The sequence below is a fragment of the Curtobacterium phoenicis genome, assembly GCF_047238015.1.
Classification (GTDB): Bacteria; Actinomycetota; Actinomycetes; order Actinomycetales; family Microbacteriaceae; genus Curtobacterium.
On the sequence record NZ_JBDFLZ010000002.1, the window covers coordinates 1,288,159 to 1,312,515 of the forward strand.

Here is a 24,357-nt window from a genome sequence, read left to right on the forward strand (position 1 = left end):
TGATCTGAGGAGCCCTCCGCCGTGACCGTCGAGTTCGCCGCCAGACTGCCGCTGTCCCGGAACGAACTCGACCGCGATGCCGAGTTCCGCACCACGCCCGACCTCGACCGCGTCCTGCGCGAGGACGCGTCCACCCGGTACCTGCCGCTGCGCGGTGCCGAGATGCTCCGGAACGCCGACGGCACGCTCCGCTTCGTGTCCGCGGCGGACGTCCCCGAGGGCACCGTGACGCTGTACCTCGGACGCGCGATCGCCGACGCGGCCGATGCGCCCGCCGGAACCCGGTTCGTCGCGGCCTTCGTCGACCCGGACACCGCCACGACGATCGAGCCGGACGAGGACGCCTGGGAGAGCCTCCGCATGTTCGGCACGGAGCTGTCCGCGCGGGACCAGGGCCTCGCGGTCGAAGCGGTCGCGATGGCGAACTGGCACGCCGTGCACGGCTTCTCGCCCCGGACCGGGTCGCCGTCCGAGGTCACCGCGGGCGGCTGGGTCCGGCGCGACCCGGAGGGACACGAACTCTTCCCGCGCACCGACGCCGCGATCATCGTCGGTGTGACCGACGCCGACGACCGCATCCTGCTCGGCTCGAACGCGGCGTGGGACGCGAACCGCTACTCGCTCCTCGCGGGCTTCGTCGAGCCGGGGGAGTCGCTCGAGGACGCCGTGCGGCGCGAGGTCTGGGAGGAGTCCGGCGTCCGCGTCGAGGAGCCCGAGTACCTCGGGTCGCAGCCGTGGCCGTTCCCCGCGTCGCTCATGCTCGGGTTCCGCGCCCGCGCGGTGGACGGCGACCCGACGACCGCGCGGCCGGACGGCGTGGAGATCCTCGACGTCCGCTGGTTCTCGCGGGACGAGATCCGCGAGCGTGCGGGCGACACCCTCCTGCTGCCCGGCCGGACCTCCATCGCCCGCGCCATCATCGAGGAGTGGTACGGCGGCCCGCTGGACCTGCCGTGAGCGAGGTCGGTGCCGGACGGGCGCCGAGCGCCCCGGGCGTCGGTGCCGGACGGGTGCCGAGCGCCCTGGTCGGCGGTGCTGCGGCCCCGTCGGCTGACGAGCTCCTCGCCGCACTCGACCCCGAGCAGCGCACGGTCGCCCGGACGCTGCTCGGACCCGTCGCGGTGCTCGCCGGCGCCGGGACCGGCAAGACCCGGGCGATCACGCACCGGATCGCGTACGGCGTGGCGACCGGTACCTACTCGCCGAACCACGTCCTCGCCCTGACGTTCACCACCCGGGCCGCCGGCGAGCTCCGGTCGCGGCTCCGCGCGCTCGGCGCCGGGACGGTGCAGGCGAGGACGTTCCACTCGGCGGCGATGGCCCAGCTCAGCTACTTCTGGCCGGACACCGTGGGCGGGCACGCGCCGCGACTCGTGGACAAGAAGGGGCGGGCGATCGCGCACGCCGCGGACACGGTCGGACTGCACGTCGACACCCCGGTCCTGCGGGACCTCGCGGCCGAGGTCGAGTGGCGCAAGGTCCAGATGCTCTCGCTCGAGGAGTACGAGGCGGCCGCCGCCGAGCGGACCATGCCGCGGGACACCACGCCACGACGAGTGGTGGACCTCATGCGCGCGTACGAGCAGCTCAAGGACGACCGCCGGCAGCTCGACTTCGAGGACGTGCTGCTGGCGACGCTCGGCATGGTCGAGTCGGAGCCACGGGTCGCCTCCTACGTGCGGCAGCAGTACCGGTTCTTCGTCGTCGACGAGTACCAGGACGTCTCACCGGTGCAGCACGCGCTGCTCCGCGCCTGGCTCGGCGGGCGGGACGACGTGTGCGTCGTCGGTGACGCCAGCCAGACGATCTACTCGTTCGCCGGGGCGTCGAGTGGGTTCCTGCTCGGGTTCGGGTCGGAGTTCCCGCGGGGCTCCGTCCTGCGGCTCGAGCGGAACTACCGGTCGACGCGTGAGGTGGTGCACGCCGCGAACACGCTCATGCGCGGGCAGCCGGGCGCGCTCGACCTCGTCGCCCAGAGCACGGCACCAGGGCCCGAGCCGTCGGTCGTGGCGTGCGTCCACGACGGCGACGAGGCGCAGACCGTCGCACGCACGATCGGTGACGTCGTCGCCGGTGGCGCGTCCTTCGGTGACGTCGCGGTGCTCTTCCGAGTCGGCGCGCAGTCGGCCGCGCTCGAGTCCGCACTCGGCCGCGCGGGCATCCCGTACCGCGTGCAGGGCGGCACCCGCTTCTTCGACCGTCCCGAGGTGAAGCTCGCCGTGCACCACATGCGGGGCGAGGCCGTCCGGCAGACGGACGACGAGCTGACGCGTCGGGTGGGCCTCGTGCTGCAGGTCAGCGGGTGGACCCCCACCCCGCCGGAGGGCACGGGAGCGGTGCGCGAGCAGTGGGAGGCGCTGCAGGCGATCATGGGCCTCGCCGAGGACGCCCCCGCCGGCACGACGATGCAGCAGTTCACCCAGGACCTCGTCGACCGCGCTGCCACGCACCACGAACCGGACCTCGACGCCGTGACCCTCGCGACCCTGCACTCCTCGAAGGGTCTGGAGTGGCCGCACGTCGTCATCGTCGGGGCCGCAGAAGGGGCTCTTGCCGATCTCACACGCGACCACCGACGCCGAGGTCGACGAGGAACGACGCCTGTTCTACGTGGGGCTCACCCGAGCGCGTCGTTCGGTGACGGTGACGTGGTCGCGGCAGGGGTCGGTGCGCGGGGGGACGCGGGCACCGAGCCGGTTCCTGGCAGCCCTCGACACGCACAGCGCGGATGGGGCAGCACCCGGCGACGTGTGACCGCCGCGTCGGACCGGTCGAGGACGAGTTGGTCGCGATCGGGTCGGTCGCTGTCGTCCGGTCGGCCCCGGGCGACGGCCGCGCCGGGCAGCCGTCCGAGCGCCACCCCCACGGCGGCGACCGCGACCGCCGCGGTGCGCCAGGGGCCGAGCGGAGCAGCGGGACGGCCCCACACCTGCGCGGCGATAGCGGGCCAGGCCGGGTCCTCGTCGGCCCGGGCGTACTCGAGGCACTGCAGACACGGGCCGTCGTCGCCCGACACCACCGGCCCGATCCGGACGGTGCCGTCGCCGACCACGACCGCCAGGTGCGGGACGTCACGGCGCGTCCACGACGCTCGGAGCGCAGGGTCGACGACGTGTTCGGCGACGACGACGGCGAACGCGAGCGAGACGTCGCCGGGCTCCGCGCGGGCGGCCGACCGGTCGTCCGCACCGGTCGTCGGTGGTCCGGTCCGGACGACCGCCGCGCCCTCGCCGGACAACTGTCCGGCGATCGCGTCGGCGAGCGGCCCCGTGCCGTGCACCTGCACGCGGGGTGATGGCGGCGGCAGGACCTCGATGACGGCGGGGGACGCGGCGGCGAGGACGGACGCCGCGACCTCCGGCCGGCAGCCGACGGTGTCGGCGAGCGCGGTCAGGGCATCGCGGCCCGTCTCACGGCGCAGCGCGCAGAGGAAGCGCTCCTCGGCGGTCGTGGGCACGGGGACGACCGCGCGCGGTGGGTCGGTCCCGAGCTGGACCGTCGCCGGGTCGCGCCAGACGAACTCGAGCGTCGGGTCGATGCGGATGCCCATGCACCCACCGTCGCGTACGCGGGCCGTTTCCGGGGCGGGCGGCGGCGATCTGTGGAGAACCGGGGCGGCTCAGGCCTTCGGGTCGTCCGCGTCGTCGTCCCCGTCGGTGTCCGCGACCCGGCCCTGCTCGTCCTCGTGCGGACGGGTCCCGGTGCTGTCGTCGAGGAGGTCCTGCAGCGCCTTGTCGAACTCGTCGTCCTCCGCGGAGAAGCCCGGGTTCTTCAGCCGGAGCACGAGCGCGTCCGGGGCGTCGATGTCCTCGGACGTCGGCACCGCGTCGAAGTGCGACCACAGGGCGTCGCGGCCCTCGGCGCCGAGCTCGTCGGTGACCCGTTGCCACATCGCAGCGGCCTCGCGCAGTCGGCGTGGACGGAGCTCGAGCCCCACGAGCGTGGCGAACGCCGACTCCGCCGGACCGCCGGCCGCCCGACGCCGCCGGACCATCTCGGCGATCGCGTCCGCGCGGGGGAGCCGGGCGGTGGCGGCGGCGGTGACGGTGTCGACCCAGCCCTCGACGAGCGCGAGCATCGTCTCGAGGCGCGCGAGCGCGGCGTCCTGCTCGGGCGTCCGCGGGGGGATGAGCGCACCGGAGGCGAGGGCGTCGCGGAGCTGCTCCTGGTCGGTCGGGTCGATGTCGGCCGCGAGCTCCTCGACGCGGTCGAACGGGATGTGGATGCCCTTGGCGTAGTCGGTGATCGAGGAGATGATGTGCAACCGGAGCCACCGCGCGGAGCGGAAGAGGCGCGCGTGCGCGAGCTCGCGGACGGCCAGCCAGATGCGGACCTCGTCCTCGGGCACGTCGAGCCCCTCGGCGAACTCCGCGACGTTCTGGGGGAGGAGCGCAGCGACCTGCTCGTCGAGCAGCGGCACGCCGACGTCGCCACCGGACACGACCTCCTTCGAGAGCTGTCCGACGACCTGCCCGAGCTGGATCGCGAAGAGGGCGCCGCCGACGCCGCGCATCGCCTTCGAGACGTCGCCGAGCATGGCCTTGAGCTCCTCGGGCGCACGCTGGTCGATCGCCTCGGTGAGGGCGTTCGCGATGCTCGACGCGACCGGTTCGGCGATCTGCGTCCACACCGGAGCCGTCGCCTTCGCCCACTGCTCGCGGGTGTAGAGGCTCGGGGTGGCGGTGAGCTCGGCGACGGTCGTGACCTCGTCGAGCCACAGTGCGGCGACCTGGAACGCCTGGTCCGACGCCTGCGAGGTCACCGGGTCGACCGCGTGGCCGCCGTCCCGCGCGATCGCCGTCGCGCGCTCCGCCGTGACGGAGAAGTCGATGCCGTCCCCGCCCGACTGCGCGGCCCGCTGGAGCTGGCTCATGAGGTTCGCGACGAACGCCGGGTCGTTCGGGAGCCCGGCCGCACCCGCGAGCTGCGACGGGTCGATCTGGCCCTCCCCGGACAGCAGCTTGCGCAGCATCTCCTGGAAGTCGTCGTCCGGCCCCGGCTGCGGTTCATCAGGCATGCCGACTACGCTAACCGCTGCTCACGGGCACCGACCTGGGACGCTCCCGTGGGAACGCCCGAACCGCTGCGCCGAGGGCGAACACCCCCGTGGAAGGACCCTGCGTGACGCTCTTCGCCCCCGAGCCCCGTCGTCGATCGCGTGCCCGGACACTCGGCTGGGCCTTCGTGATCGGGGCCGTCGTGCTCGGTCTCCTCGCGAGCTTCCTGCCGAGTCCGTACCTCATCGAGGTCCCCGGTCCGGTGTACAACACCATCGGCACCCAGGAGCAGGGGCAGGGCAAGGACGCGAAGCAGGTCGAGCTCATCCAGATCTCGGGCCGGAAGACCTACCCGACGTCCGGCGCCCTCGACATGCTGACCGTCGGCGTCCAGGGCGACGCCACCCACCGGCCGAGCTGGACGAGCGTGATCCGCGCGCTGTTCACGAAGTCGCAGGCCGTGGTCCCCGCCTCGGCGATCTACCCGCCCGGCACCACGAACGAGCAGGTCAGTCAGCAGGACACCGCCGACATGCAGCAGTCGCAGCAGTCCGCGGTCGCCGCGGCGCTCGTGCAGCAGCACATCCCCGTGCCGACCGAGCTCGAGGTCGGCACGGTCCAGAAGGGGTCCGCGGCGGACGGCACGATCGAGAAGGGCGACGTCATCCGCGCCTTCGACGGCACCCAGCTCACCGAGAGCGTGGACGCGTCGACGCTCCGGGCAGCGGTCGCGAAGCACGGCACGAGCAGCCCGGCGACGATCACGATCGAGCGCGACGGGGAGGAACGACAGGTCCGGGTCACCCCGCGCGAGGAGGACGGCACCGCGCTCCTCGGCGTCGGCGTGGTCGAGCACTACGACTTCCCGTTCGACGTGAAGATCACCCTGCAGGACGTCGGCGGCCCCTCCGCGGGCATGATGTTCGCGCTCGGGATCATCGACGAGATCACCCCCGGCACGCTCAACGGCGGCGAGCACGTCGCGGGTACCGGGACGATCACGGCGCAGGGGCAGGTCGGGCCGATCGGCGGCATCCGCCAGAAGATGTACGGTGCGAAGGACGCGGGGGCGACGATCTTCCTCGCTCCCGCGGACAACTGCGACGAGGTCGTCGGCCACGTCCCGGACGGCCTCGACGTCTACAAGGTCAGCACGCTCGACCAGGCGGTCACCGACCTGCAGACCATCGCCGCCGGGAAGAGCACCGCGCGGCTCGCGCGCTGCACGTCCTGAGCCGGCCACACGGTCGACGCGACGCGCACGCACGTCGCGATCCGCGCCTCCAGGCGGCCTGCCGGGAGGCCCGGATCACCTTCCTGAGTCCCCGTACAGTTTCGCTGTCGGTCGCGACCCGTAGGATCGATGCACTGACGGCCCGCCGCGCCGGGCCCGCCGGTCCGACACGTCTGGAGCACATCAAGTGACGACCACCTCGTCCACCTCGGGTCCATCCTCCTCTGGGCGGCGCTCGCCGCGGGTCCCGATCGTGGTCACGATCATCGTGCTGGCCGCACTGGTGATCGGCTTCTTCATCTTCGCCAGCCTCTACACCGACTACGCGTGGTTCGCGCAGCTCGGGTTCCAGCAGGTCCTCACCACGCGGTGGATCGCCGGCACCCTGATGTTCGTCGCCGGGTTCCTCGGCATGGCCGTCCCGGTGTACGTCAGCATCGCGCTCGCGTTCCGGTTCCGACCGGTCTACGCGAAGCTCAACTCGCAGCTCGACCGCTACCAGCAGGTCATCGAGCCGCTCCGACGCGCGGTCATGATCGGCATCCCGGTCGTGCTCGGCGTCTTCGCCGGGCTCTCCACGTCGGGCCGCTGGAGCATGGTTCTCGAGTACTTCAACCGGACGCCCTTCGGCAAGAAGGACCCGCAGTTCGGACTCGACATCGGCTTCTACGTGTTCGAGCTGCCGTTCTGGCGCTCGGTCGTGGCGTACTCCTCGGCGGTCGTGCTCATCGCAGGGCTCGCGGCGCTCGCAGCCCTGTACCTCTACGGCGCCATGCGCTTCGGCGGGCGTGAGGTCCGGATCTCGCGCGCGGCCCGCGTGCAGCTCGCGGTCACGGCAGCCGTGTACATCGCGCTCCAGGCGGTCAGCCTCTGGCTCGACCAGTACGCGACCCTCGCGAAGAACAACTCGCTCATCACCGGTGCGCAGTACACCGACGTCAACGCGGTCATCCCCGGTCGCGAGATCATGGCCGGCATCGCGGCGATCGTCGCCATCCTCTTCATCGTGACCGCGGTCATCGGCCGCTGGCGCATCTCGATCGTCGGCACCGGGCTGCTCCTCGTCGCCGCGATCGTGGTCGGCGGCATCTACCCGTGGATCGTGCAGCGCCTCCAGGTCAAGCCGTCGGAGGGCTCGTACGAGTCGGCCTACATCCAACGCAACATCGACGCGACGCGTGACGCCTACGGGGTCGCCACCACGCAGGAGCGGAACTACGACGCGAAGACGAGCGCGTCCTCCGGCGCCCTGGCCTCGGACGCCCAGACGACGGCGAACATCCGTCTGATCGACCCGAAGATCGTGTCCGACACGTTCAGCCAGCTCCAGCAGTACCGGCAGTACTACAAGTTCCCCGACACGCTCGACGTCGACCGCTACGACATCGACGGCCAGACCGAGGACACCGTGATCGCCGTCCGCGACATCAACCTCGACGGGCTCAGCTCCAAGACGAACACGCAGTACAACCGCACGTTCGTGTACACGCACGGCTACGGCGTCGCCGCGGCGTACGGCAACCAGCGCGCGAGCGACGGCAAGCCCGTGTTCCTCGAGTCGGGGATCCCCTCGAGCGGCGCGCTCGGCGACTTCCAGCAGCGTGTCTACTTCGGTGAGAACTCCCCGCAGTACTCGATCGTCGGTGCGCCGAAGGGCTCGAAGAACATCGAGCTCGACTACCCGTCCGGCTCCGAGGAGAGCGACGACGCGAACAGCGGCGGCAACGCCACGACGACGTACGCCGCGAACGGCGGACCGAGCATCGGCAACTTCTTCAACCGCCTCGTCTACGCGGCCAAGTTCCAGTCCGAGCAGATCCTGCTCTCCCAGCGGGTGAACGCCGACTCGCAGATCCTCTACGACCGCAACCCGGTGCAGCGTGTCCAGAAGGTCGCGCCGTACCTGCAGACCGACCAGGACGCCTACCCGGCGATCGTCGACCACCGCATCGTGTGGATCGTCGACGGCTACACCACCACGAACGCGTACCCGTACTCGCAGAGCGCGAGCCTGCAGGCGAGCATCAGCGGCGCCGAGTCGTCGGCCTACAGCACCGACCAGGTGAACTACATCCGGAACTCGGTGAAGGCGACGGTCGACGCGTACACGGGCAAGGTGACGCTCTACGCGTGGGACACGTCGGACCCGCTGCTCAAGACGTGGCAGAAGATCTTCCCGACGTCGCTGAAGCCGGTGTCCGACATGAGCGCCGAGCTCCTCGACCACGTGCGGTACCCGACCGACCTCTTCAAGGTGCAGCGGTCGATCCTCGCGACCTACCACGTCACCGACGCGAACTCGTTCTACTCGGGTGACGACGCCTGGCAGACGCCGCAGGAGCCCACGAAGGAGGCGAACAGCGACTCGTCGTCCTCGGACTCGTCGGCGATCACGAACACGACGAACGGTCTCGGCGTGCAGACCACGACGACGACCAACGCCGACGACCTGCAGGACCCGTACTACCTGACGATGAAGGTGCCGGGGTCCGAGACGAAGTACTCGCTGTACACGACCTACATCCCGCAGCAGTCGGGTCGTGGTGCGGACAGCCGGAACGTCCTCACCGGGTACCTCGCGGTCGACTCGGACGCCGGCGGAGCGGGCAAGGGCAAGAAGGCGTCCGGCTACGGCAAGCTCACACTGCTGACGATGCCGAAGACCGACAACATCCCCGGTCCGCTGCAGGTCCAGAACCTGTTCAACTCGGACACGAACGTGTCGCAGGAGCTGAACATCCTGAAGCGGGGCAACTCGACCGTGAAGCAGGGCAACCTCCTCACGCTCCCGGTCGGCGGCGGCTTCCTCTACGTCCAGCCCGTGTACGTCCAGTCGACGTCGAGCGGTTCGTACCCGCTGCTGCAGAAGGTCCTCGTGGCGTTCGGCGACAAGATCGCGTTCGAGGACACCCTCGACCAGGCTCTCGACACGCTCTTCGGCGGCAACTCCGGAGCGAACGCGGGTGACCAGGGCGTCTCGGACGGCTCGTCGGACTCGGGTTCGGGTTCGTCCGGTGGCTCGTCCGACTCCGGCTCGTCGGACTCGGGTTCGGGTTCGTCCGACTCCGGGTCCTCCGGGTCGGGTTCGAGCTCGGGCAGCACGGACAACGCCGCGCTGCAGAAGGCGCTCGACGAGGCGAAGCAGGCGCTGTCCGAGCGGCAGGCCGCGTACGCGAAGAACGACCTCGTGGCCGCGGCCGAGGCGGACCAGCGACTGCAGGACGCGATCGAGGCCGCCACGAGGGCCGAGAGTGGCAACTGACACGCCGTGGCGGGGTGCTCGATTTGCACCCCGCCACGGGCCCCGCTAGGCTGTTCGATGTGCCGCGGGGTGGAGCAGTTCGGTAGCTCGCTGGGCTCATAACCCAGAGGTCGTAGGTTCAAATCCTGCCCCCGCAACCAAGCGTCACACGAAGGCCCCGGTCCGATGGACCGGGGCCTTCGTCGTTGCCGCGCGCGGTACGTCGGGGAATCGCTCGTCGTGGTCGACGTCCGGCGCAGTACGCTCCCGGCATGGGCTCCCTCACGATCGCCGCTGCGCAGTTCGCGCCCGTGGACGACCCGGCCGCCAACCTCGAGTCGATCCGGACGTTCGCGGAACAGGCGGCCGAGCGGGGTGCACAGCTCCTCGTGACACCGGAGTACAGCTCGTACTTCACGGCCGACATCGACGATCGGTTCGTCGCTGCCGCGCAGCCGCTCGACGGGCCGTTCGTGACGGGACTGCAGCAGATCGCGCAGGACACCGGTCTGGCGCTCGTCGTCGGCATCGCCGAGACCTCCGACGCGTCGGGGCGGTTCCGGAACACCCTCGTGGCCGTCCGACCCGACGGAACGCTCGACGTGGTCTACCGGAAGGTGCACCTGTACGACGCGTTCGGGTCGCGGGAGTCGGACCGGATCGACGCCGGTGACCCCGAGCAGCTGGCCGTCGTCGAGCTCGCCGGCGTCCGGGTGGGACTCGAGACCTGCTACGACCTGCGATTCCCGGAGGTCACCCGACGCCTCGCCGCCCCGGAGCTCGGCGCCGCGGACGTGGTGGTCCTGCCGGCCGAGTGGGTTCGTGGACCGGGCAAGGAACACCACTGGCGGACGTTGCTCACGGCGCGTGCGATCGAGAACACCGTCTGGGTCGTCGGGGTCGGGCAGACGCCGCCGATCGGCGTCGGCGGGTCGGTCGTGCTCGACCCCTCCGGGGTCGTGGTGGCGGCGGCCGGTGCGACGCCGGGGCTCCTCGTCGCGACGATCGACACCGACACGACGGCCGCGGTGCGGTCGGTGAACCCGTCCCTGTCCCTCCGGCGCTACGAGGTCGTGCCGCGGAACTCGTCGACGTGAGCGGGCCCGTCGACGTGGGCGCCTTGTCGACGTGAGCGGGCCCGTCGACGTGAGCGGCCCGTCGGTGGTGAGCCGTGCCTCCAGGCCGTCCTCCAGGGGGACCAGACCGCATCCCGCCGACGCCGGCGACCGCCGCGCCGTTGCTCAGACCGTCGGTGTGAGCGCCGCGAGGCGGGATGCCGCGTCCTCGAGCACGGAGCGCCGTTTGCAGAACGCGAACCGGACGAGGGAGCGGTAGCCCGAGGCGTGTTCCGGCCGGACGAACGCCGACACCGGGACCCCGACCACCCCCGCCCGCTCGGGCAGGGCGAGACAGAACGCGCGGGCATCGTCGAAGCCCAGCGGCGCGGCGTCGGCGATGACGAAGTACCCGCCGTCGGGGCCCATGACGTCGAAGCCCGCGCTCCGGAGCCCGTCGGCGAGGAGCTCGTGCTTCGCCGCCAGCGTGGAGGCGATGCCCGTGAAGACCTCGGTCGGCAGCCGGAGCCCGGCGGCGACCGCCGGCTGGAACGGTGACCCGTTCACGAAGGTGAGGAACTGCTTCACCGAGGTGATCGCGTCGACGAGCGCTGGGGGAGCGGTCAGCCAGCCGATCTTCCAGCCGGTCGTGCTGAAGGTCTTCCCAGCGCTCGAGACGGTCACCGTGCGGTCGCGGGCGCCGGGGAGCGTCGCGATCGGGACGTGCGGGGTCGTGAACGTGAGGTGCTCGTAGACCTCATCGGTGACGATCAGGGCGTCGTGCCGCTCGGCGAGTTCGACGACCGTGCGCAGGACCTCGGCGGGGAGGACCCGCCCGGTCGGGTTGTGCGGGGTGTTCACGAGGACGACCCGGGTGCGGTCCGAGAACGCCGCGCGGAGCGTGGTCTCGTCGGGCAGGAAGTCCGGAGCGCTCAACGGGACGGTGACGTGCGTGCCACCGGCGAGCCGGACCAGGGCACCGTACGCGTCGTAGAACGGCTCGAAGGTGATCACCTCGTCGCCGGGCTCGACCAGGGCGAGGAGCGTCGCCGCGAGGGCCTCGGTGGCGCCGGCGGTGACGAGGACCTCACGGTCGGGGTCGACCTCGAGCCCGTACCAGCGTGCCTGGTGCTCGGCGATCGCCGCGCGCAGGTCCGGGGTGCCCCGGCCCGGCGGGTACTGGTTCGCGCCGTCGCGGATCGCCTGCACGGCGGCGTCGAGGACCTCCTGCGGGCCGTCCTCGTCCGGGAACCCCTGCCCGAGGTTGATCGCGCCGGTCGCCGCGGCGAGGGCGCTCATCTCGGCGAACACGGTCGGTGCGGGCACACCCTCGGGGCCGAGGAGCATCGCTCCCTCCGCCGCACGCAGCCAGGGGCCGTCGAGTCGCATGGTGGTCCTCCGCCGTGGGTCGTCGTGCCGGTCGTCCCCAACCTACCGGCGGGGCCGCCGACACCCGCGGGGGCATCCTCAGCGCACGCATAAGATCGTCATGGGTCGCGTGCAGCCCGGCCAGGACCGGCGCTCAGGTGGGTGCGACAGACTGCACGAGCTTGAAAGGAGCACGTCCAGCATGAGCGACAACACGCCCCACGGGCAGGCCGACGACGACCGCCGCGCTGAGGAGACCACCTCTGCCGAGACGACCGGTGCCGAGCGCGACCAGGCGGACCACACCGACGTGATCGAGCCGGCGGCCGCGAACGAGACCGACGTGTTCCCGCGTGCGGACGACCAGCAGACGTCGCAGTACACGGCGCCGTACCCGACCGTGGGCGACGACCGGACGGGCAGCGGGTCCGGTTCGGGTCAGCAGGGCGGCTACGGGCAGGACGCGGGTCGGTACGGGCAGGGCAGCCAGTACGGGCAGTCGAGCCAGTACGGCCAGGGCAGCCAGTACGGCCAGTACGGCCACTCCGGCCAGGGCAGCCAGTACGGCCAGTCGGGTCAGTACGGCCAGTCAGGTCAGTACGGCCAGAGCAGCCAGTACGGCCAGTCGGGTCAGTACGGCCAGTCGGGTCAGTACGGCCAGAGCAGCCAGTACGGTTCCGGCCAGAGCCAGAGCCAGAGCCAGAGCCAGAGCCAGAGCCAGAGCCAGTACGGTTCCGGACAGGGCCAGTACGGCCAGCAGAACCCCTACGGCGCCCACGGCTCGGCGTACGGTCAGCAGGCCGACCCGTCGCAGCAGACCGGCCAGACGCCGTCCGCCGGACAGGACCGCCCCCGCTACGGCGAGTACGCCCAGCAGACCGGTTCCGCTGCGCCTCCCGCCTCCGTCGGCGCGTACGCGTCGGCCCAGGCCCCCGGCTCCGCGACCGGCGCTCCGGCGTCCGCCTCGTCCTTCGGGGACGTCGACGGCTCGAACCAGCGCAACGGCCACTACTTCTCCGACTCGGCCACCGCGGCACCGGAGGGAACGAAGACCGAGGGGCGCAACCGCCTCGTCGTGCCGCTCGTCGCCGCCGCCGTCATCGCCGGCCTCGTCGGCGGTGGTGCGGGCTGGCTCGCGGGCTCGGCGACGAGCGGCACCGGCACCCCCACGAGCAGCTCCGCGCAGGGCGGTGGCAACCTGACGGTGAACGACTACAACAACGCGACCGTCGTCACCGCCGTCGCCGCGCAGGCCACCCCATCCGTGGTGACGATCAACGTCTCGGCGAGCAGCGAGGCCGGCACCGGCTCGGGCGTCGTGTTCAGCAAGGACGGCTACATCGTCACGAACACCCACGTGGTGACGCTCGACGGCGACAGCGGCAACGGCAAGATCACCGTCACGACCTCGGACGGCAAGATCTACGACGCGAAGCTCATCGGTACGGACCCCACGGTCGACCTCGCGGTGATCAAGATCGACGCCACCGACCTCAAGCCGATCTCGTTCGCCGACTCCTCCGACCTCAACGTCGGCGACACCGCCGTCGCGATCGGTGCGCCGCTCGGTCTGTCGAACACCGTCACGGACGGCATCGTGTCCACGCTGAACCGGAGCATCCAGGTCACGTCGAGCGCCCCGAACACCGGCGGCGACTCGAACGAGGGCGGGAACGGCAGCCAGAACGGGCCGTTCGACTTCTGGGGCAACGGCGACAACGGGTCGAGCTCCTCGGCGAACTCGACGGTGTCGCTGCCGGTCATCCAGACCGACGCGTCGATCAACCCCGGCAACTCGGGTGGTGCGCTGCTCGACTCGAAGGGCAAGCTGATCGGCATCAACGTCGCGATCGCGTCCGCCGGCAGCTCGTCGTCCGACTCGCAGTCGGGCAGCATCGGCGTCGGCTTCTCGATCCCGTCCAACCTCGTCAAGCGCGTGGCGAACGAGATCAAGGACAACGGCTCCGCGACGCACGGTCTGCTCGGCGCCGGTGTCGCCGACTCGACCGATGCCTCGAACGCGACGCAGATGGGCGCGCTCATCAAGTCGGTGACGTCCGGTGGGGCGGCGGCGAAGGCGGGCCTGAAGGCAGGCGACGTCGTCACGAAGATCGGCTCGGCCACGGTGTCCGACGCGACCGACCTCACCGCGCAGGTGCGCTTCTTCGCCGGCGGCACGAAGACCGAGATCACCTACCTCCGTGGCGGGAAGTCCTACACGACCGACGTGACCCTCGGGACGTACGACAGCAAGAGCTGACGCGACCGTCCGTCGGACTGGAGGCCCGGTGCCAGCTGGTACCGGGCCTCCAGTCCGTCCCGGCGGGGCCGGCTTGATAGGCTCATGGTCGCTCTGCGGGGCGGCACCGCTCGCGGTGCGCCCCGCGAACCAAGCCACCACCCCGAGGGACGCATGCAGCCAGACGGACAGCCCCTGCCGGGCGTCTCGTACGTGATGCCCGTGCTCAACGAGGTCACCGAGGTCCGAGCTGCCGTGCAGAGCCTGCTCGACCAGGACTACACCGGTCCGTTCGAGGTCATCCTCGCGCTCGGACCCTCGATCGACGGGACGAACGAGCTCGTCGCGGAGATGAGCGCGGCCGATCCGCGGATCCGAGCGATCGAGAACCCCGTCGGGTCGACCCCCGCCGGGCTGAACGTGGCGATCCGCGCGTCCGAGCACCCCGTCGTGGTCCGTGTCGACGCGCACTCGGTGCTGCCGCGGGACTACACGCGCGTCGCGGTCCGCGTGCTGCAGGAGTCCGGTGCGGACAACGTCGGCGGCATCATGCACGCCGAGGGTCGCACCCCCTTCGAGCGGGCCGTGGCACTCGCGTACGGCAGCCGGGTCGGGCTCGGCGGCACGCCGCACCACGTCGGCGGGCAGGCCGGACCAGCCGAGACCGCCTACCTCGGCGTGTTCCGGCGCGACCGCCTGTTCGAGGTCGGACTGTTCGACGAGGGCATCAAGCGGGGCCAGGACTGGGAGCTGAACCGGCGGCTGCGGCAGACCGGCGGCACCGTCTGGTTCACGCCCGAGCTCGTCGTCACGTACCGACCGCGGCCGAGCCTGAAGCGGCTCGTGCGGCAGTTCGTCGCGACGGGCCTGTGGCGGGGGGAACTCGCCCGGCGGTTCCCGGCCAACAACGGTCTGCGCTACTTCGTGCCGCCGGCGATGGTCGCGGCGATGGCGGTCGGCATCGTCGCCGGCATCGCCGGGATCGTCGGCGCGGTCACCGGTACCGGTGCAGCCTGGGCGCTGCTCGGTTTCGTGGTGCCCGCCGTCTACCTGCTCTTCGTCGTCGTGGGCGCCGTCGCCGTCGCACGGCGTTCCGGAGCGGCGACGCTCCTCTGGCTCCTCGTCGTCCTACCGTGCATCCACGTCGGCTGGGGGATCGGGTTCATCATCGGCTTCCTGACCAGGACGTCCGAGCTCACGACGCACACGGGACGGTGACCGACATGACCGACGACGCCACCACGGGACGCGCCGCGCGGCCGACCTCGATCGCCGAGCTCCGCGCGGTCGCGCAGCCGGACGCGGTCCGGATGCGGGCGAACGCCGAGCACTGGACCGCCTCCCTGTACCTCCGGGACGTCTCGCCGTACCTGACCTGGGTGCTGCTGAAGACCCGGGTCAGCGCCAACCAGGTCACGGGGCTGATGATCCTGGTCGGGTGGAGTGTCGCAGCTGCCCTGCTGATCCCGGGCATCTGGGGTGCAGCGCTGGCACTCGTGCTCGGTCAGCTGCAGATGCTCGTGGACTGCAGCGACGGCGAGGTCGCCCGGTGGCGCGGCACCCACTCGCCCGCCGGAGTGTTCCTCGACAAGGTCGGGCACTACACGACCGAGGGGCTCATCCCGATCGCACTCGGCATCCGCGCGGCCACGTGGCCGATCCATGACGCCGACTGGATGTGGACGACGATCGGCTGCGCGCTCGGGCTGGTGATCGTCCTGAACAAGGCCCTCAACGACATGGTGCACGTGGCGCGCGCCAACGCCGGGCTCGAGAAGCTCGTCGACCGCCGTGACGCCTCGACCGCCCCGTCCGGCCGTCGGCTCGCCACACTCCGCAAGGCCGCCCGGTTCCTGCCGTTCCACCGCCTGTACCACTCGGTCGAGCTCTCGATCCTCGCCTTCGCCTTCGCGCTGCTCGGACTCGTCATCGGGGACACCCTCGCGTCGCGCATCCTGGTCGGGGCGCTCCTGCCGCTCGCGGTCCTCGCGACCGCCGGGCACTTCCTCGCGATCATCGCCTCGAAGCGGGTCCGGGCGTGACGCCGGGGACCGTGCGACGCCACGCGGTCCCGCACCGGGAACGACCTCGTGTGGCCGTGGTGAGCCTCTCGCAGGGCACCCGCCCTGACGACCTCCGACGCGGACTCGAGAGCGTGCTCGCGCAGCAGGACGTCGAGCTCGACGTCGTCTGCGTCGGCAACGGGTGGGAGCCGACCGGACTGCCCGAGGGAGTCCGTGCGCTCGCACTGCCCGAGAACGTCGGCATCCCGGCCGGACGGAACGCGGGCGCCGACGTCGTCCACGGCGACTACGTGTTCTTCCTCGACGACGACGCCTCGGTGCCGTCACCGACGTTCCTGCGGGACGCGATCGCGCTGTTCGAGCACGATCCCTCGCTCGGGCTCGTCCAGCCCCGCGTCGTCGACCCCACCGGAGCCGCGAACCCCACGAGGTGGATCCCGCGCATCCGCAAGGGATCGCCGTCGGAGTCGTCGCCGGTGTTCTCCGTGTGGGAGGGTGCCGTCGTGCTGCCCACGGACGTCTACCGCGCGGTCGGCGGCTGGGGAGCGCCGTACTTCTACGCGCACGAGGGCATCGAGCTCGCCTGGCGGGTGTGGGACGCGGGCAGACGGACATGGTACGCGGGGGACCTCGTCGCCCACCACCCGGCGATCGATCCTGCGCGTCACCGCGAGTACTACCGGCTCAACGCCCGGAACCGGGTGTGGCTCGCGCGGCGGAACCTGCCGCCGGTGCTGCGACCGCTGTACGTCGGCTCGTGGGCGGCGATCCAGGTGGCGCGCTGGTGGCGGCACCCGCGACGTCTCGCGACGTGGTTCGGTGGCATCCGTGAGGGGTGGACCACCGACTGCGGACCAGCCGCGACCATGGGGTGGTTGACCATCGGACGCATGACGCTCGCCGGCCGTCCCCCGATCATCTGAGGAGACCCATGTCGATCCTGAGCGACGCACGCACGGCCGTCCGGCTCGTGCAGCGACTCCTGAAGTCGCGGCAGAACCGGAACGCCCTGGCCCGACGACTGCGGGCGGAGTCGCCGCTCGCACCGAGCTCCGTCGAGATCGCGGTGTACTTCGCCGACGGCCCGGTCAACCTCTACCAGGTCCGTCAGTGGTACGCGCCGCTCGCCGAGCTGCACGCGCAGCACCCGGTGGCGATCATCTCGCGGAGCCCCGGGGCCATGCTCGCCCTGCTCGAGGAGTCGCCGGTGCCGGTCGTGTACGCGCGGCAGGTCGTGGACCTCGAACGGTTCGTGGACGAGCAGGCCCCGAAGATCGTCCTCTACGTCAACCAGAACGCCCGCAACTTCCAGATGATGCGGTACGGGCGCATGTGGCACGTCTTCGTCAACCACGGCGAGAGCGACAAGATGTACATGACGACGAACCAGTTCAAGGCGTACGACCACGCCCTGATCGCCGGCGACGCCGCTCGTGACCGCCTGGCCGCTGCGCTGTGGGACTACGACCTCGACGCACGGACGACCGCGATCGGCCGCCCCCAGGCGGACCACTTCGCAGGCGAGGTGCCCTGGCCCGCGGACGACCGCACCGTCGTGCTGTACGCCCCGACCTGGGAAGGGGACCGTGCCGCCGCAGCCTACGGGTCGATCGCCAGCCACGGCACGACGATCGCCGAGCGCGTGCTCGCGTCCCCGGCGCACCGGCTCGTCTACCGGCCGCACCCACGCTCGGGCGTGCTCGATGCCGAGTACCGGGCCGCGCACGAGCGGATCATCGCAGCGATCTCGTCGGCGAACGCCGCCGACCCGTCGGCGCACCACGTGTACGACGACGGGCCGACGCTCGGCTGGCAGCTCGCGGGCGCCGACGTCGCCATCACGGACATCTCCGCGATGATCTACGACCGGCTCGCCGTCGGCAAGCCGCTCATCGTGACGCGCCCGGTGTCGCCGGACGCCGACGTCGACGAACGCGGGTACCTGGGAGACGCGAACTGGCTGCAGGCGTCGGAGACGGTCGACGTGGTCGCCCGGATCGACGCCGCCGCGAACGACGCCGAGGAACTGGCGCGGCTCCGACACTGGGTCGAGCGCTACTTCGGGGACACGACGCCCGGAGCCGCCACAGCGCGGTTCCACGCGGCCGTGGAACAGCTGCTCGAGCGGTGGCGCGTCGTGGCGGCCGAGCACGGCGAGGGCTGACCGCCGAGGTCGGTCACACCCACGGCGCGTCAGCGTCCTGCGGCGTGGGCGACGAGCGGGACCTGCCACAGGTACTCGCTGCGGTCGGGGCGTCGCCACCGGAGCACCACCGCGCCGGTGTCGTCCGGGGCAGCGCCGAACACCGCGATGGACAGCGCCCGCCCCGGTTCGAGCCGACGGACGGCCATCGGGGGTGCGTAGCCCGTTCCCAGGTGGGTGAGCGTCAACCCGTCGACGGGCTCCGACCCGGTGTTCACGAGGGTGTAGCGGCGCGGAGCGTCGGTGCGGTCGAGGTGGAACGGGACACGGTACGCGGTGGCGGTGGGGTGCATGCGATGAACGATAGGTGGGGGTGCCGACGTCGGCGCGGTCGGGACGACGGTGGCCCACCATCGCTGTGGAGGATGCCCGGGCACGTGCCGTTGTGGAGGGGTGATCCGTCCCGCTCAGGCCGAGTAGTCGGCGCTGTACCGCGCAAGAGCCTCGTCGATCGGGCCGTCGAACTGCAGCCGTCCCTTGTCGAGGTAGAGTCCGCGGTCGCAGAACCGGCGCAGGTCCTTGTCGCTGTGGGAGACGAAGAACAGGGTCCGTCCGCCTGCCAGGAGCTCGTCGATCCGCTTGTAGCACTTCTCGCGGAACCCCTTGTCGCCGACGGCCAGGACCTCGTCCACGAGCAGCACCGGCTCGTCCAGACGGGAGATGACCGAGAAGGCGATCCGCACCTTCATGCCGCTCGACAGGTGCTTGTACGGGGTGTCGACGAAGTCGCCGATCTCCGCGAACTCGATGATCTCGTCGAAGGCGTCGCGGATCTCCGCCCGCGACATGCCGTGCAGACCGGCCGTGAGGTACACGTTGTCCCGCACGGTGAGGTCACCGACGAAGCCGCCGGTGATCTCGATGAGCGGCGCGACGCCGGCTCCGACGTGCACGCGGCCCTCGTCGGGGAGCATGACCTGCGCAACGAGCTTGAGGAGGGTCGACTTGCCCTGGCCGTTCCGACCCACGACGCCGATCGCCTCGCCGGGCCGGACGTCGAACGAGACATCGCGGAGCGCCCAGAACTCGTCGCCGCGCTTGCGACGGCTGCGGCCGGCGAACAGGTCCTTGAAGCTGCGGCTCGCCCGCCGGTTGCGCTTGAACCGGATCCCGGCGCCACGGACGGAGATCACGGGCGCCGTGGTGGTGCTGCGACGCGGCTGGTCGGTGGCGGTCATCACAGCTCCTTGAGGACGCGGTGCTCGCTCCGCTTGAAGACGACGGTGCCGATGACGAGCACGACGACGGTCACGACGGCCGAGGTGGCCACCTCGAGCCAGTGCAGCTGGCTCGGGAAGAACGCGGAGCGGTAGATGCCGATGATCCCGGAGAGCGGGTTCAGCGCCATCAGGTCACGGAAGCGTTCGGGCAGCGCCGATGTGCCGTAGATGATCGGCGACGCGTAGAACAGGAAGCGCAGGATCAGCTTGACCGCGCGTTCGAGGTCGCGGAAGAAGACCACCAGCGGCGCGACGATGAGGCCGAGCCCGTAGATCAGCGCGCACTGGAGCACGATCGCCAGCGGGTAGAGCAGGACCTCCCAGTGGAGGTGTGCCCCGGTCGCGAGCACGAAGATCGCGAGGACGGGCAGGCTCAGCACGAACTCGATGCCCTTCGACGCGTCGATCCGGGCGACCCAGATGCTGCGCGGGATCGTCGTCGAGCGGATCAACTTGGCCTCGCTCGTGAACGCCCGTGTGGAGTCCGAGACCGCGCCGGTGAACCACATCCAGGGCAGGAGCGCCGAGAGCAGGAACACGATGTACGGCTCCTCGCCCACCTTGCCGCGGTGGAACACCTGCGTGAAGACGAACCAGTAGATGGCCGACATCACGAGCGGGTCGAGGATCGACCAGAGGTAGCCGAGCGCCGACGTCGAGTAGCGGACCCGGAGGTCGCGGACGGTCAGCAGCCGAAGGGCATGACGATAGCGCCGACCGGCACTGCGGCTGGCCATCGGGGCAGCAGCCGCGGGCACGGTCGGCGCACTCGCTGTGGTCACGGTTTCCCTCCGGGCGGAACCGCCGAGGGGACTGGTGTCGTTCAGGCGAACAGGTTGTTCGCGCGCTCGAGGTCCTCGGCGAAGTCGATCTCGACCGCGTACAGGTCAGAGATGTCGACCGGCGACCAGCGTAGCCCGTCCTCGGCGATGGCAGCCTCGATGCCGCCCTCGAAGTACTCCTGGTCGTCCACGCGGCCGAGCTGGCGGACGAGCGCCTGCTTGTCGGCAGCGGAGACGTAGTTGATGCCGACGGCCTCGCCGAGGCCACCGACGACCTGCTTGGAGAGCTTCTCGATGAAGCCCTCGGCGTCGACGGTGTACTTGACCTCTTCGTCGGACACCTTGTCGGTGTTGACGCTGACGAACGAGCGGTCCTCGTCGATCATGTCGGCGGCGCGGACGAGCGCACGCGGGTCGAAGACGACGTCGCCGTTCATCCAGAGCACACCGCTCTTGCCGGTGGCCTTGAGCGCACGGAGGAGGCTCTTCGAGGTGTTGGTCGAGTCGTAGGACTCGTTGTAGACGAAGTTCGCCTGGGGGAACGCCTCGACGATGTACTCCGACTTGTAGCCGACGACGATGGTCACGCGGGCGCTCGAACCGAACGCGGCGCGGATGTTGTCGAACTGCTGCTGCATGATGGTGCGGCCGTCGGAGAGCTCCGTCAGCGGCTTCGGCAGGCTGCGCCCGAGGCGGCTGCCCATCCCCGCGGCGAGGATGACGATCTGCGTGGTCATGCTGGTCCCTTCTGGTGTCCGCCCGCGCGCCGATGGGCACGGGCGGGCCTGGTCGAGTCTGCTCCCGCAGGGTCCGGATCCGCCGTGAACCCTGCGCTTCTCGGATCAGACTCCCAGCGCGGGTCGCATCACGTTGGCCGGCCCGAGCGGGTTTCCAAGTGGTGAACACTTCGGCGTGCCCCGGTGAATGATACGGAACGACCGTGCCGGAGGGGTACACCGGGATCCGCTTCGTTCTCGATTCGTGACCCTCGCGCGGGCGACGCGGGTGACGGTCCGGTCACGGTCGCCGACCCGTCCTCGGACCGTTGGTACGGTGGGGCGATGGCCGCAGGAGCAGACGACGAGGACGTGTACGCGACGTCCGACGCTGCCTGGCTGACCGAGGCCGAGAGCGACATGGGGGACGGGGATGCGCGTGACGCGCCCGCTGGTGACGAGATGACCGACGACGCGACGACGATCGAGGTCGACGGCGTCGACGCCACGACCCTCGACGACGCGACGGGCGAGGCCGGGGGCGACGCGACCGGGCCACGTGCGGGCGCCGCCGACACGCGCGGGACCACTGACGACACGCGGGACGATGCCGATCCGCTCGGACCCGGCGCGACCGCGGCGGTCGCCGGGGCGGCGAGCACGGAGCGCGGGTCCGCGAAGGGGTCCCGTGGCGCCAAGGGGCGTGTGAAGCGCCCGGCCGGCGCGCCGAAGCGGACCGAGCAGCGGGACGCCGCGCCGAGCAGCACGGACCCGGCCCGCACGGATCCGACGGCCACGGAGTCGAGCGGCGCGGCGTCGGGGAAGCGAGCACCCCGGGCCACCCCCAAACGCCCCGCGCCGGCCGCGCCGAAGCAGCCCGTGGTCCTCCGGGCCGAGGGCCTCGTGAAGCGCTACGGCCAGACCCTCGCCGTGGACGAGGTCGACCTCGAGATCCGCCAGGGCTCGATCTTCGGCGTCGTCGGCCCGAACGGCGCCGGCAAGACGACGACGCTCTCGATGGTCACCGGGCTCCTCCGACCGGACGCGGGCACCGTGACCGTGCTCGACCACGACGTCTGGGCCGACCCGACCGCCGCCAAGCGGAGCCTCGGCGTGCTGCCCGACCGGCTCCGGCTGTTCGACCGCCTCACCGGCGCGCAGCTCCTCTACTACTCCGCCACGCTGCGGGGCCTCGACGGCGCTACAGCACGTGACCGCAGCGCCGACCTCGCCGAGGCATTCGGTCTCGGTGAGGCACTCGGCCGCCAGGTCGCGGACTACTCGGTCGGCATGGCGAAGAAGATCGCGCTCGCCGCGACGCTCATCCACTCGCCACGGGTCCTCGTGCTCGACGAGCCGTTCGAGTCGGTCGACCCGGTGAGTGCCGCGACCATCACGGAGATCCTCCGTCGCTACACGGCGGGTGGTGGCACGGTCGTGCTCTCCAGCCACTCGATGGAGCTCGTCCAGCGCACGTGCGACTCGGTCGCGATCATCGTCGGCGGCAAGGTCCTCGCCTCCGGGACGATGGCCCAGGTCCGCGGGCGCAAGAGCCTCGAGGACAAGTTCGTCGAACTCGCGGGCGGCCGCGTCGTGGCAGAGAGCATGGAATGGTTGCACAGCTTCTCCGCCTGAGGGCCGACCTGCTCGCGGGTGGGGTCCGGGGGAGTGCGCGTCGCTCGGTCCTGGTCGTGCTCGGGAGCCTCCTCGGGCTCGTCGTCGCGGTCGCGATCGCCGTCGTGGCCGCCGGTCTGCGGACGGTCGACCCGGAGTCGGCGCGCGCCGTCGTGGTCCCGGTCGGCACCCTCGTCACGTTCGGGTTCACGGTCGTCCCGCTCGTCGCGGGGCACGGCGACCAGTTCGACCCGCGCCGTTTCGCCGTGTTCGGGATCGGCCGGAAGGACCTCGCGGTCGGGTTGTTCGTCGCCGGCCTCGTCGGCGTGCCGGTGGTCGCGGTGGCGATCGTCGCCGTGGGTCAGTCCGTCACCTGGATGCGGGGCGGTGGCACGGCGGTCCTCGGGGTCGTCGGTGGCCTCCTCGCGATCGCGACGTGCGCCCTGCTCGTGCGGGTCGCGTCCACGGCGGGGTCCCGGCTGATCGGACAGCACCGCACGCGGGACGCCGGCTGGCTCGTCGCGCTGGTCATCGCGGTCCTCGCCGTCCCCACGGTCTCGCTCCTGGTCGACAGCGGCTGGATCGACCCCGCGGGGGCCGAGACGCAGCGGGTCGCGGACGTCGCCGGGTGGACCCCGTGGGGTGCGGCGTGGGCCGTCCCGGCGGACGTAGCGGTCGGTGCCGTCGGCGCGGGCCTGCTCAAGCTGCTCGTCGCCCTCGCGACCACCGCCCTGCTCGCGTGGGCGTGGTGGGCGCAGGTGGGCCACGCACTCGAGACCGTCGAGTCGCGGACGCGCAGTCGGCGCTACCGCGGGCTCGGCTGGTTCGACCGGCTCGGCTCCACGCCCGTGGCCGCGGTCGCCGCCCGTGCCCTGACGTACTGGGGTCGCGACCCGCGTTACCGCACCTCGTACCTGATCCTCGTCTTCGTGCCGATCGTCGTCATCCCGCTCGGGGTCGCCGGCGTCCCGTGGCACTGGACAGCGCTCGTGCCGCTGCCGCTCATGGCGCTCATCGCCGGGTTCCTGCCGCACAACGACGTCTCGTACGACAACACCGCGGTCTGGCTGCACGTGGCCTCCGGCGCACCCGGGTGGAGCGATCGGCTCGGCCGGGTCGTCCCCGTCCTGGTCGTCGGGATCCCGGCACTCGTCGCGGGGGCAGCGGTCTCCGCGCGGCTCTTCGGCGACTGGGTGGCGTTCCCAGTGCTCATCGGGATCGGTGCGTCCGCCCTGCTGGCCGGCCTCGGCCTGTCGAGCATCGTCTCCGTCCTGCTGCCGTACCCGACGGTGCGGCCCGGCGACCACCCCTTCCAGCAGCCCCAGGCCGCCGGCGTCACCGCCACGGTCGCGCAGTCCGTGATGGTCGTCGGCACCGTGGTGTTCTCGGTACCGGCCGTGTGGCTCGCGGTCCTCGCGTTCCGCGACGGCGCCGACCCGTGGGCGACGACGACGCTGGTCGTCGGTGCGGTCGTCGGCGTGGTGGTCCTCGTGGCCGGCGTCGCGATCGGCGGCCGCGCGTTCGACCGGCGCGGACCGGACCTGCTGGCGGCGGCGCAGCGCAACTGAGCGAGCTCGCGGCACCGCCGGCGCGGCGTCCTGCTGCCCGAGCGCGCCTCCGGTCCCACCGCCCAGCGTGACCGTCCGCGTCGCCACCGGCGTGCG

General features: G+C 71.4%; 17 protein-coding genes, 1 tRNA gene and 2 pseudogenes. 13 read left to right on the forward strand and 7 right to left on the reverse strand.

From position 1 onward, the window contains the following. Positions 1 to 21: 21 nt before the first annotated feature. Both nudC and ABC270_RS06410 read left to right on the forward strand, forming a co-directional pair. Positions 22 to 957: an NAD(+) diphosphatase gene (nudC, locus tag ABC270_RS06405; protein ID WP_412880018.1), complete on the forward strand. Its 936-nt coding sequence runs from the start codon at positions 22 to 24 to the stop codon at positions 955 to 957. Between the two features lie 53 nt (positions 958 to 1,010). After that, positions 1,011 to 2,754 (forward strand): annotated as a pseudogene (locus tag ABC270_RS06410) (ATP-dependent helicase). Here ABC270_RS06410 and ABC270_RS06415 read toward each other — a convergent pair. Both ABC270_RS06415 and ABC270_RS06420 read right to left on the reverse strand, forming a co-directional pair. Further along, a pseudogene (locus ABC270_RS06415) lies at positions 2,717 to 3,550 on the reverse strand (TOMM precursor leader peptide-binding protein); the annotation flags it as partial. The pseudogenes ABC270_RS06410 and ABC270_RS06415 overlap by 38 nt on opposite strands. A 69-nt stretch (positions 3,551 to 3,619) precedes the next feature. Continuing rightward, positions 3,620 to 5,017 carry a zinc-dependent metalloprotease gene (locus ABC270_RS06420; RefSeq protein WP_412880019.1) on the reverse strand — a complete coding sequence of 466 codons (1,398 nt, stop codon included), beginning with the start codon at positions 5,015 to 5,017 and terminating at the stop codon, positions 3,620 to 3,622. A 104-nt stretch (positions 5,018 to 5,121) separates the two neighbouring features. Between ABC270_RS06420 and ABC270_RS06425 the strand changes: the two genes are divergently transcribed. The 4 genes from ABC270_RS06425 to ABC270_RS06440 all read left to right on the forward strand — a co-directional run bounded on the left by ABC270_RS06425 (position 5,122) and on the right by ABC270_RS06440 (position 10,569). Next, positions 5,122 to 6,231, forward strand: a complete 1,110-nt coding sequence (locus ABC270_RS06425) for a YlbL family protein (protein WP_412880020.1) — start codon at positions 5,122 to 5,124, stop codon at positions 6,229 to 6,231. 253 nt (positions 6,232 to 6,484) lie between these two features. Beyond that, positions 6,485 to 9,493: a UPF0182 family membrane protein gene (locus ABC270_RS06430; protein ID WP_412880021.1), complete on the forward strand. Its 3,009-nt coding sequence runs from the start codon at positions 6,485 to 6,487 to the stop codon at positions 9,491 to 9,493. 63 nt (positions 9,494 to 9,556) lie between these two features. Next, positions 9,557 to 9,633: transfer RNA gene (locus ABC270_RS06435), tRNA-Met, on the forward strand. A gap of 111 nt (positions 9,634 to 9,744) precedes the next feature. Further along, positions 9,745 to 10,569, forward strand: a complete 825-nt coding sequence (locus ABC270_RS06440; RefSeq protein WP_412880022.1) for a carbon-nitrogen hydrolase family protein — start codon at positions 9,745 to 9,747, stop codon at positions 10,567 to 10,569. A gap of 144 nt (positions 10,570 to 10,713) precedes the next feature. On the opposite strand, the gene ABC270_RS06445 is transcribed toward ABC270_RS06440, so the two are convergent. Next, a complete protein-coding gene (locus tag ABC270_RS06445) occupies positions 10,714 to 11,916 on the reverse strand; it encodes an aminotransferase class I/II-fold pyridoxal phosphate-dependent enzyme (protein WP_412880023.1) in 1,203 nt (400 codons plus the stop codon). 181 nt (positions 11,917 to 12,097) lie between these two features. Between ABC270_RS06445 and ABC270_RS06450 the strand changes: the two genes are divergently transcribed. From ABC270_RS06450 to ABC270_RS06470, 5 genes are all read left to right on the forward strand, one after another. Further along, positions 12,098 to 14,155, forward strand: a complete 2,058-nt coding sequence (locus tag ABC270_RS06450) for a S1C family serine protease (RefSeq protein WP_412880024.1) — start codon at positions 12,098 to 12,100, stop codon at positions 14,153 to 14,155. Positions 14,156 to 14,308: 153 nt separating this feature from the next. After that, positions 14,309 to 15,352, forward strand: coding sequence for a glycosyltransferase family 2 protein (locus tag ABC270_RS06455; protein ID WP_412880025.1), 1,044 nt, complete (start codon positions 14,309 to 14,311; stop codon positions 15,350 to 15,352). Positions 15,353 to 15,357: 5 nt separating this feature from the next. Next, positions 15,358 to 16,176, forward strand: a complete 819-nt coding sequence (locus ABC270_RS06460) for a CDP-alcohol phosphatidyltransferase family protein (protein ID WP_412880026.1) — start codon at positions 15,358 to 15,360, stop codon at positions 16,174 to 16,176. 56 nt (positions 16,177 to 16,232) lie between these two features. After that, positions 16,233 to 17,081: a glycosyltransferase family 2 protein gene (locus tag ABC270_RS06465; RefSeq protein ID WP_412882050.1), complete on the forward strand. Its 849-nt coding sequence runs from the start codon at positions 16,233 to 16,235 to the stop codon at positions 17,079 to 17,081. Positions 17,082 to 17,089: 8 nt separating this feature from the next. After that, positions 17,090 to 18,322: a CDP-glycerol glycerophosphotransferase family protein gene (locus ABC270_RS06470; RefSeq protein WP_412880027.1), complete on the forward strand. Its 1,233-nt coding sequence runs from the start codon at positions 17,090 to 17,092 to the stop codon at positions 18,320 to 18,322. Positions 18,323 to 18,351: 29 nt separating this feature from the next. Here ABC270_RS06470 and ABC270_RS06475 read toward each other — a convergent pair whose 3' ends face one another. The 4 genes from ABC270_RS06475 to ABC270_RS06490 form a co-directional block, all read right to left on the reverse strand. Next, complete coding sequence (locus tag ABC270_RS06475) at positions 18,352 to 18,654, reverse strand: hypothetical protein (RefSeq protein ID WP_412880028.1); 303 nt, start codon at positions 18,652 to 18,654, stop codon at positions 18,352 to 18,354. Between the two features lie 114 nt (positions 18,655 to 18,768). After that, complete coding sequence (locus ABC270_RS06480) at positions 18,769 to 19,539, reverse strand: ABC transporter ATP-binding protein (protein ID WP_412880029.1); 771 nt, start codon at positions 19,537 to 19,539, stop codon at positions 18,769 to 18,771. After that, a complete protein-coding gene (locus tag ABC270_RS06485) occupies positions 19,539 to 20,318 on the reverse strand; it encodes an ABC transporter permease (RefSeq protein ID WP_412882051.1) in 780 nt (259 codons plus the stop codon). Before ABC270_RS06485 ends, ABC270_RS06480 begins: the two co-directional genes overlap by 1 nt. Positions 20,319 to 20,404: 86 nt before the next feature. Continuing rightward, complete coding sequence (locus ABC270_RS06490; RefSeq protein WP_412880030.1) at positions 20,405 to 21,100, reverse strand: phosphocholine cytidylyltransferase family protein; 696 nt, start codon at positions 21,098 to 21,100, stop codon at positions 20,405 to 20,407. 324 nt (positions 21,101 to 21,424) lie between these two features. Here ABC270_RS06490 and ABC270_RS06495 point away from each other — a divergent pair, with 324 nt between their 5' ends. Both ABC270_RS06495 and ABC270_RS06500 read left to right on the forward strand, forming a co-directional pair. Next, positions 21,425 to 22,714 (forward strand): ABC transporter ATP-binding protein, encoded by a 1,290-nt coding sequence (locus ABC270_RS06495; protein ID WP_412880031.1) that lies wholly within the window; start codon positions 21,425 to 21,427, stop codon positions 22,712 to 22,714. After that, positions 22,690 to 24,261 (forward strand): ABC transporter permease, encoded by a 1,572-nt coding sequence (locus tag ABC270_RS06500; protein ID WP_412880032.1) that lies wholly within the window; start codon positions 22,690 to 22,692, stop codon positions 24,259 to 24,261. The genes ABC270_RS06495 and ABC270_RS06500 overlap by 25 nt, the downstream gene beginning before the upstream one ends. Positions 24,262 to 24,357: the final 96 nt, after the last annotated feature.

Excerpts from the sequence above, each read along its gene's own strand:
- ABC270_RS06460 (WP_412880026.1), top strand. The coding sequence starts at position 15,358 with ATGACCGACGACGCCACCACGGGACGCGCCGCGCGGCCGACCTCGATC.
- ABC270_RS06500 (WP_412880032.1), top strand. The coding sequence starts at position 22,690 with ATGGTTGCACAGCTTCTCCGCCTGAGGGCCGACCTGCTCGCGGGTGGG.
- ABC270_RS06420 (WP_412880019.1), bottom strand. The coding sequence starts at position 5,017 with ATGCCTGATGAACCGCAGCCGGGGCCGGACGACGACTTCCAGGAGATG.
- ABC270_RS06480 (WP_412880029.1), bottom strand. The coding sequence starts at position 19,539 with ATGACCGCCACCGACCAGCCGCGTCGCAGCACCACCACGGCGCCCGTG.
- ABC270_RS06475 (WP_412880028.1), bottom strand. The coding sequence starts at position 18,654 with ATGCACCCCACCGCCACCGCGTACCGTGTCCCGTTCCACCTCGACCGC.
- ABC270_RS06490 (WP_412880030.1), bottom strand. The coding sequence starts at position 21,100 with ATGACCACGCAGATCGTCATCCTCGCCGCGGGGATGGGCAGCCGCCTC.
- ABC270_RS06495 (WP_412880031.1), top strand. The coding sequence starts at position 21,425 with ATGGCCGCAGGAGCAGACGACGAGGACGTGTACGCGACGTCCGACGCT.
- ABC270_RS06455 (WP_412880025.1), top strand. The coding sequence starts at position 14,309 with ATGCAGCCAGACGGACAGCCCCTGCCGGGCGTCTCGTACGTGATGCCC.
- ABC270_RS06450 (WP_412880024.1), top strand. The coding sequence starts at position 12,098 with ATGAGCGACAACACGCCCCACGGGCAGGCCGACGACGACCGCCGCGCT.
- ABC270_RS06440 (WP_412880022.1), top strand. The coding sequence starts at position 9,745 with ATGGGCTCCCTCACGATCGCCGCTGCGCAGTTCGCGCCCGTGGACGAC.
- ABC270_RS06485 (WP_412882051.1), bottom strand. The coding sequence starts at position 20,318 with ATGGCCAGCCGCAGTGCCGGTCGGCGCTATCGTCATGCCCTTCGGCTG.
- ABC270_RS06470 (WP_412880027.1), top strand. The coding sequence starts at position 17,090 with ATGTCGATCCTGAGCGACGCACGCACGGCCGTCCGGCTCGTGCAGCGA.
- ABC270_RS06445 (WP_412880023.1), bottom strand. The coding sequence starts at position 11,916 with ATGCGACTCGACGGCCCCTGGCTGCGTGCGGCGGAGGGAGCGATGCTC.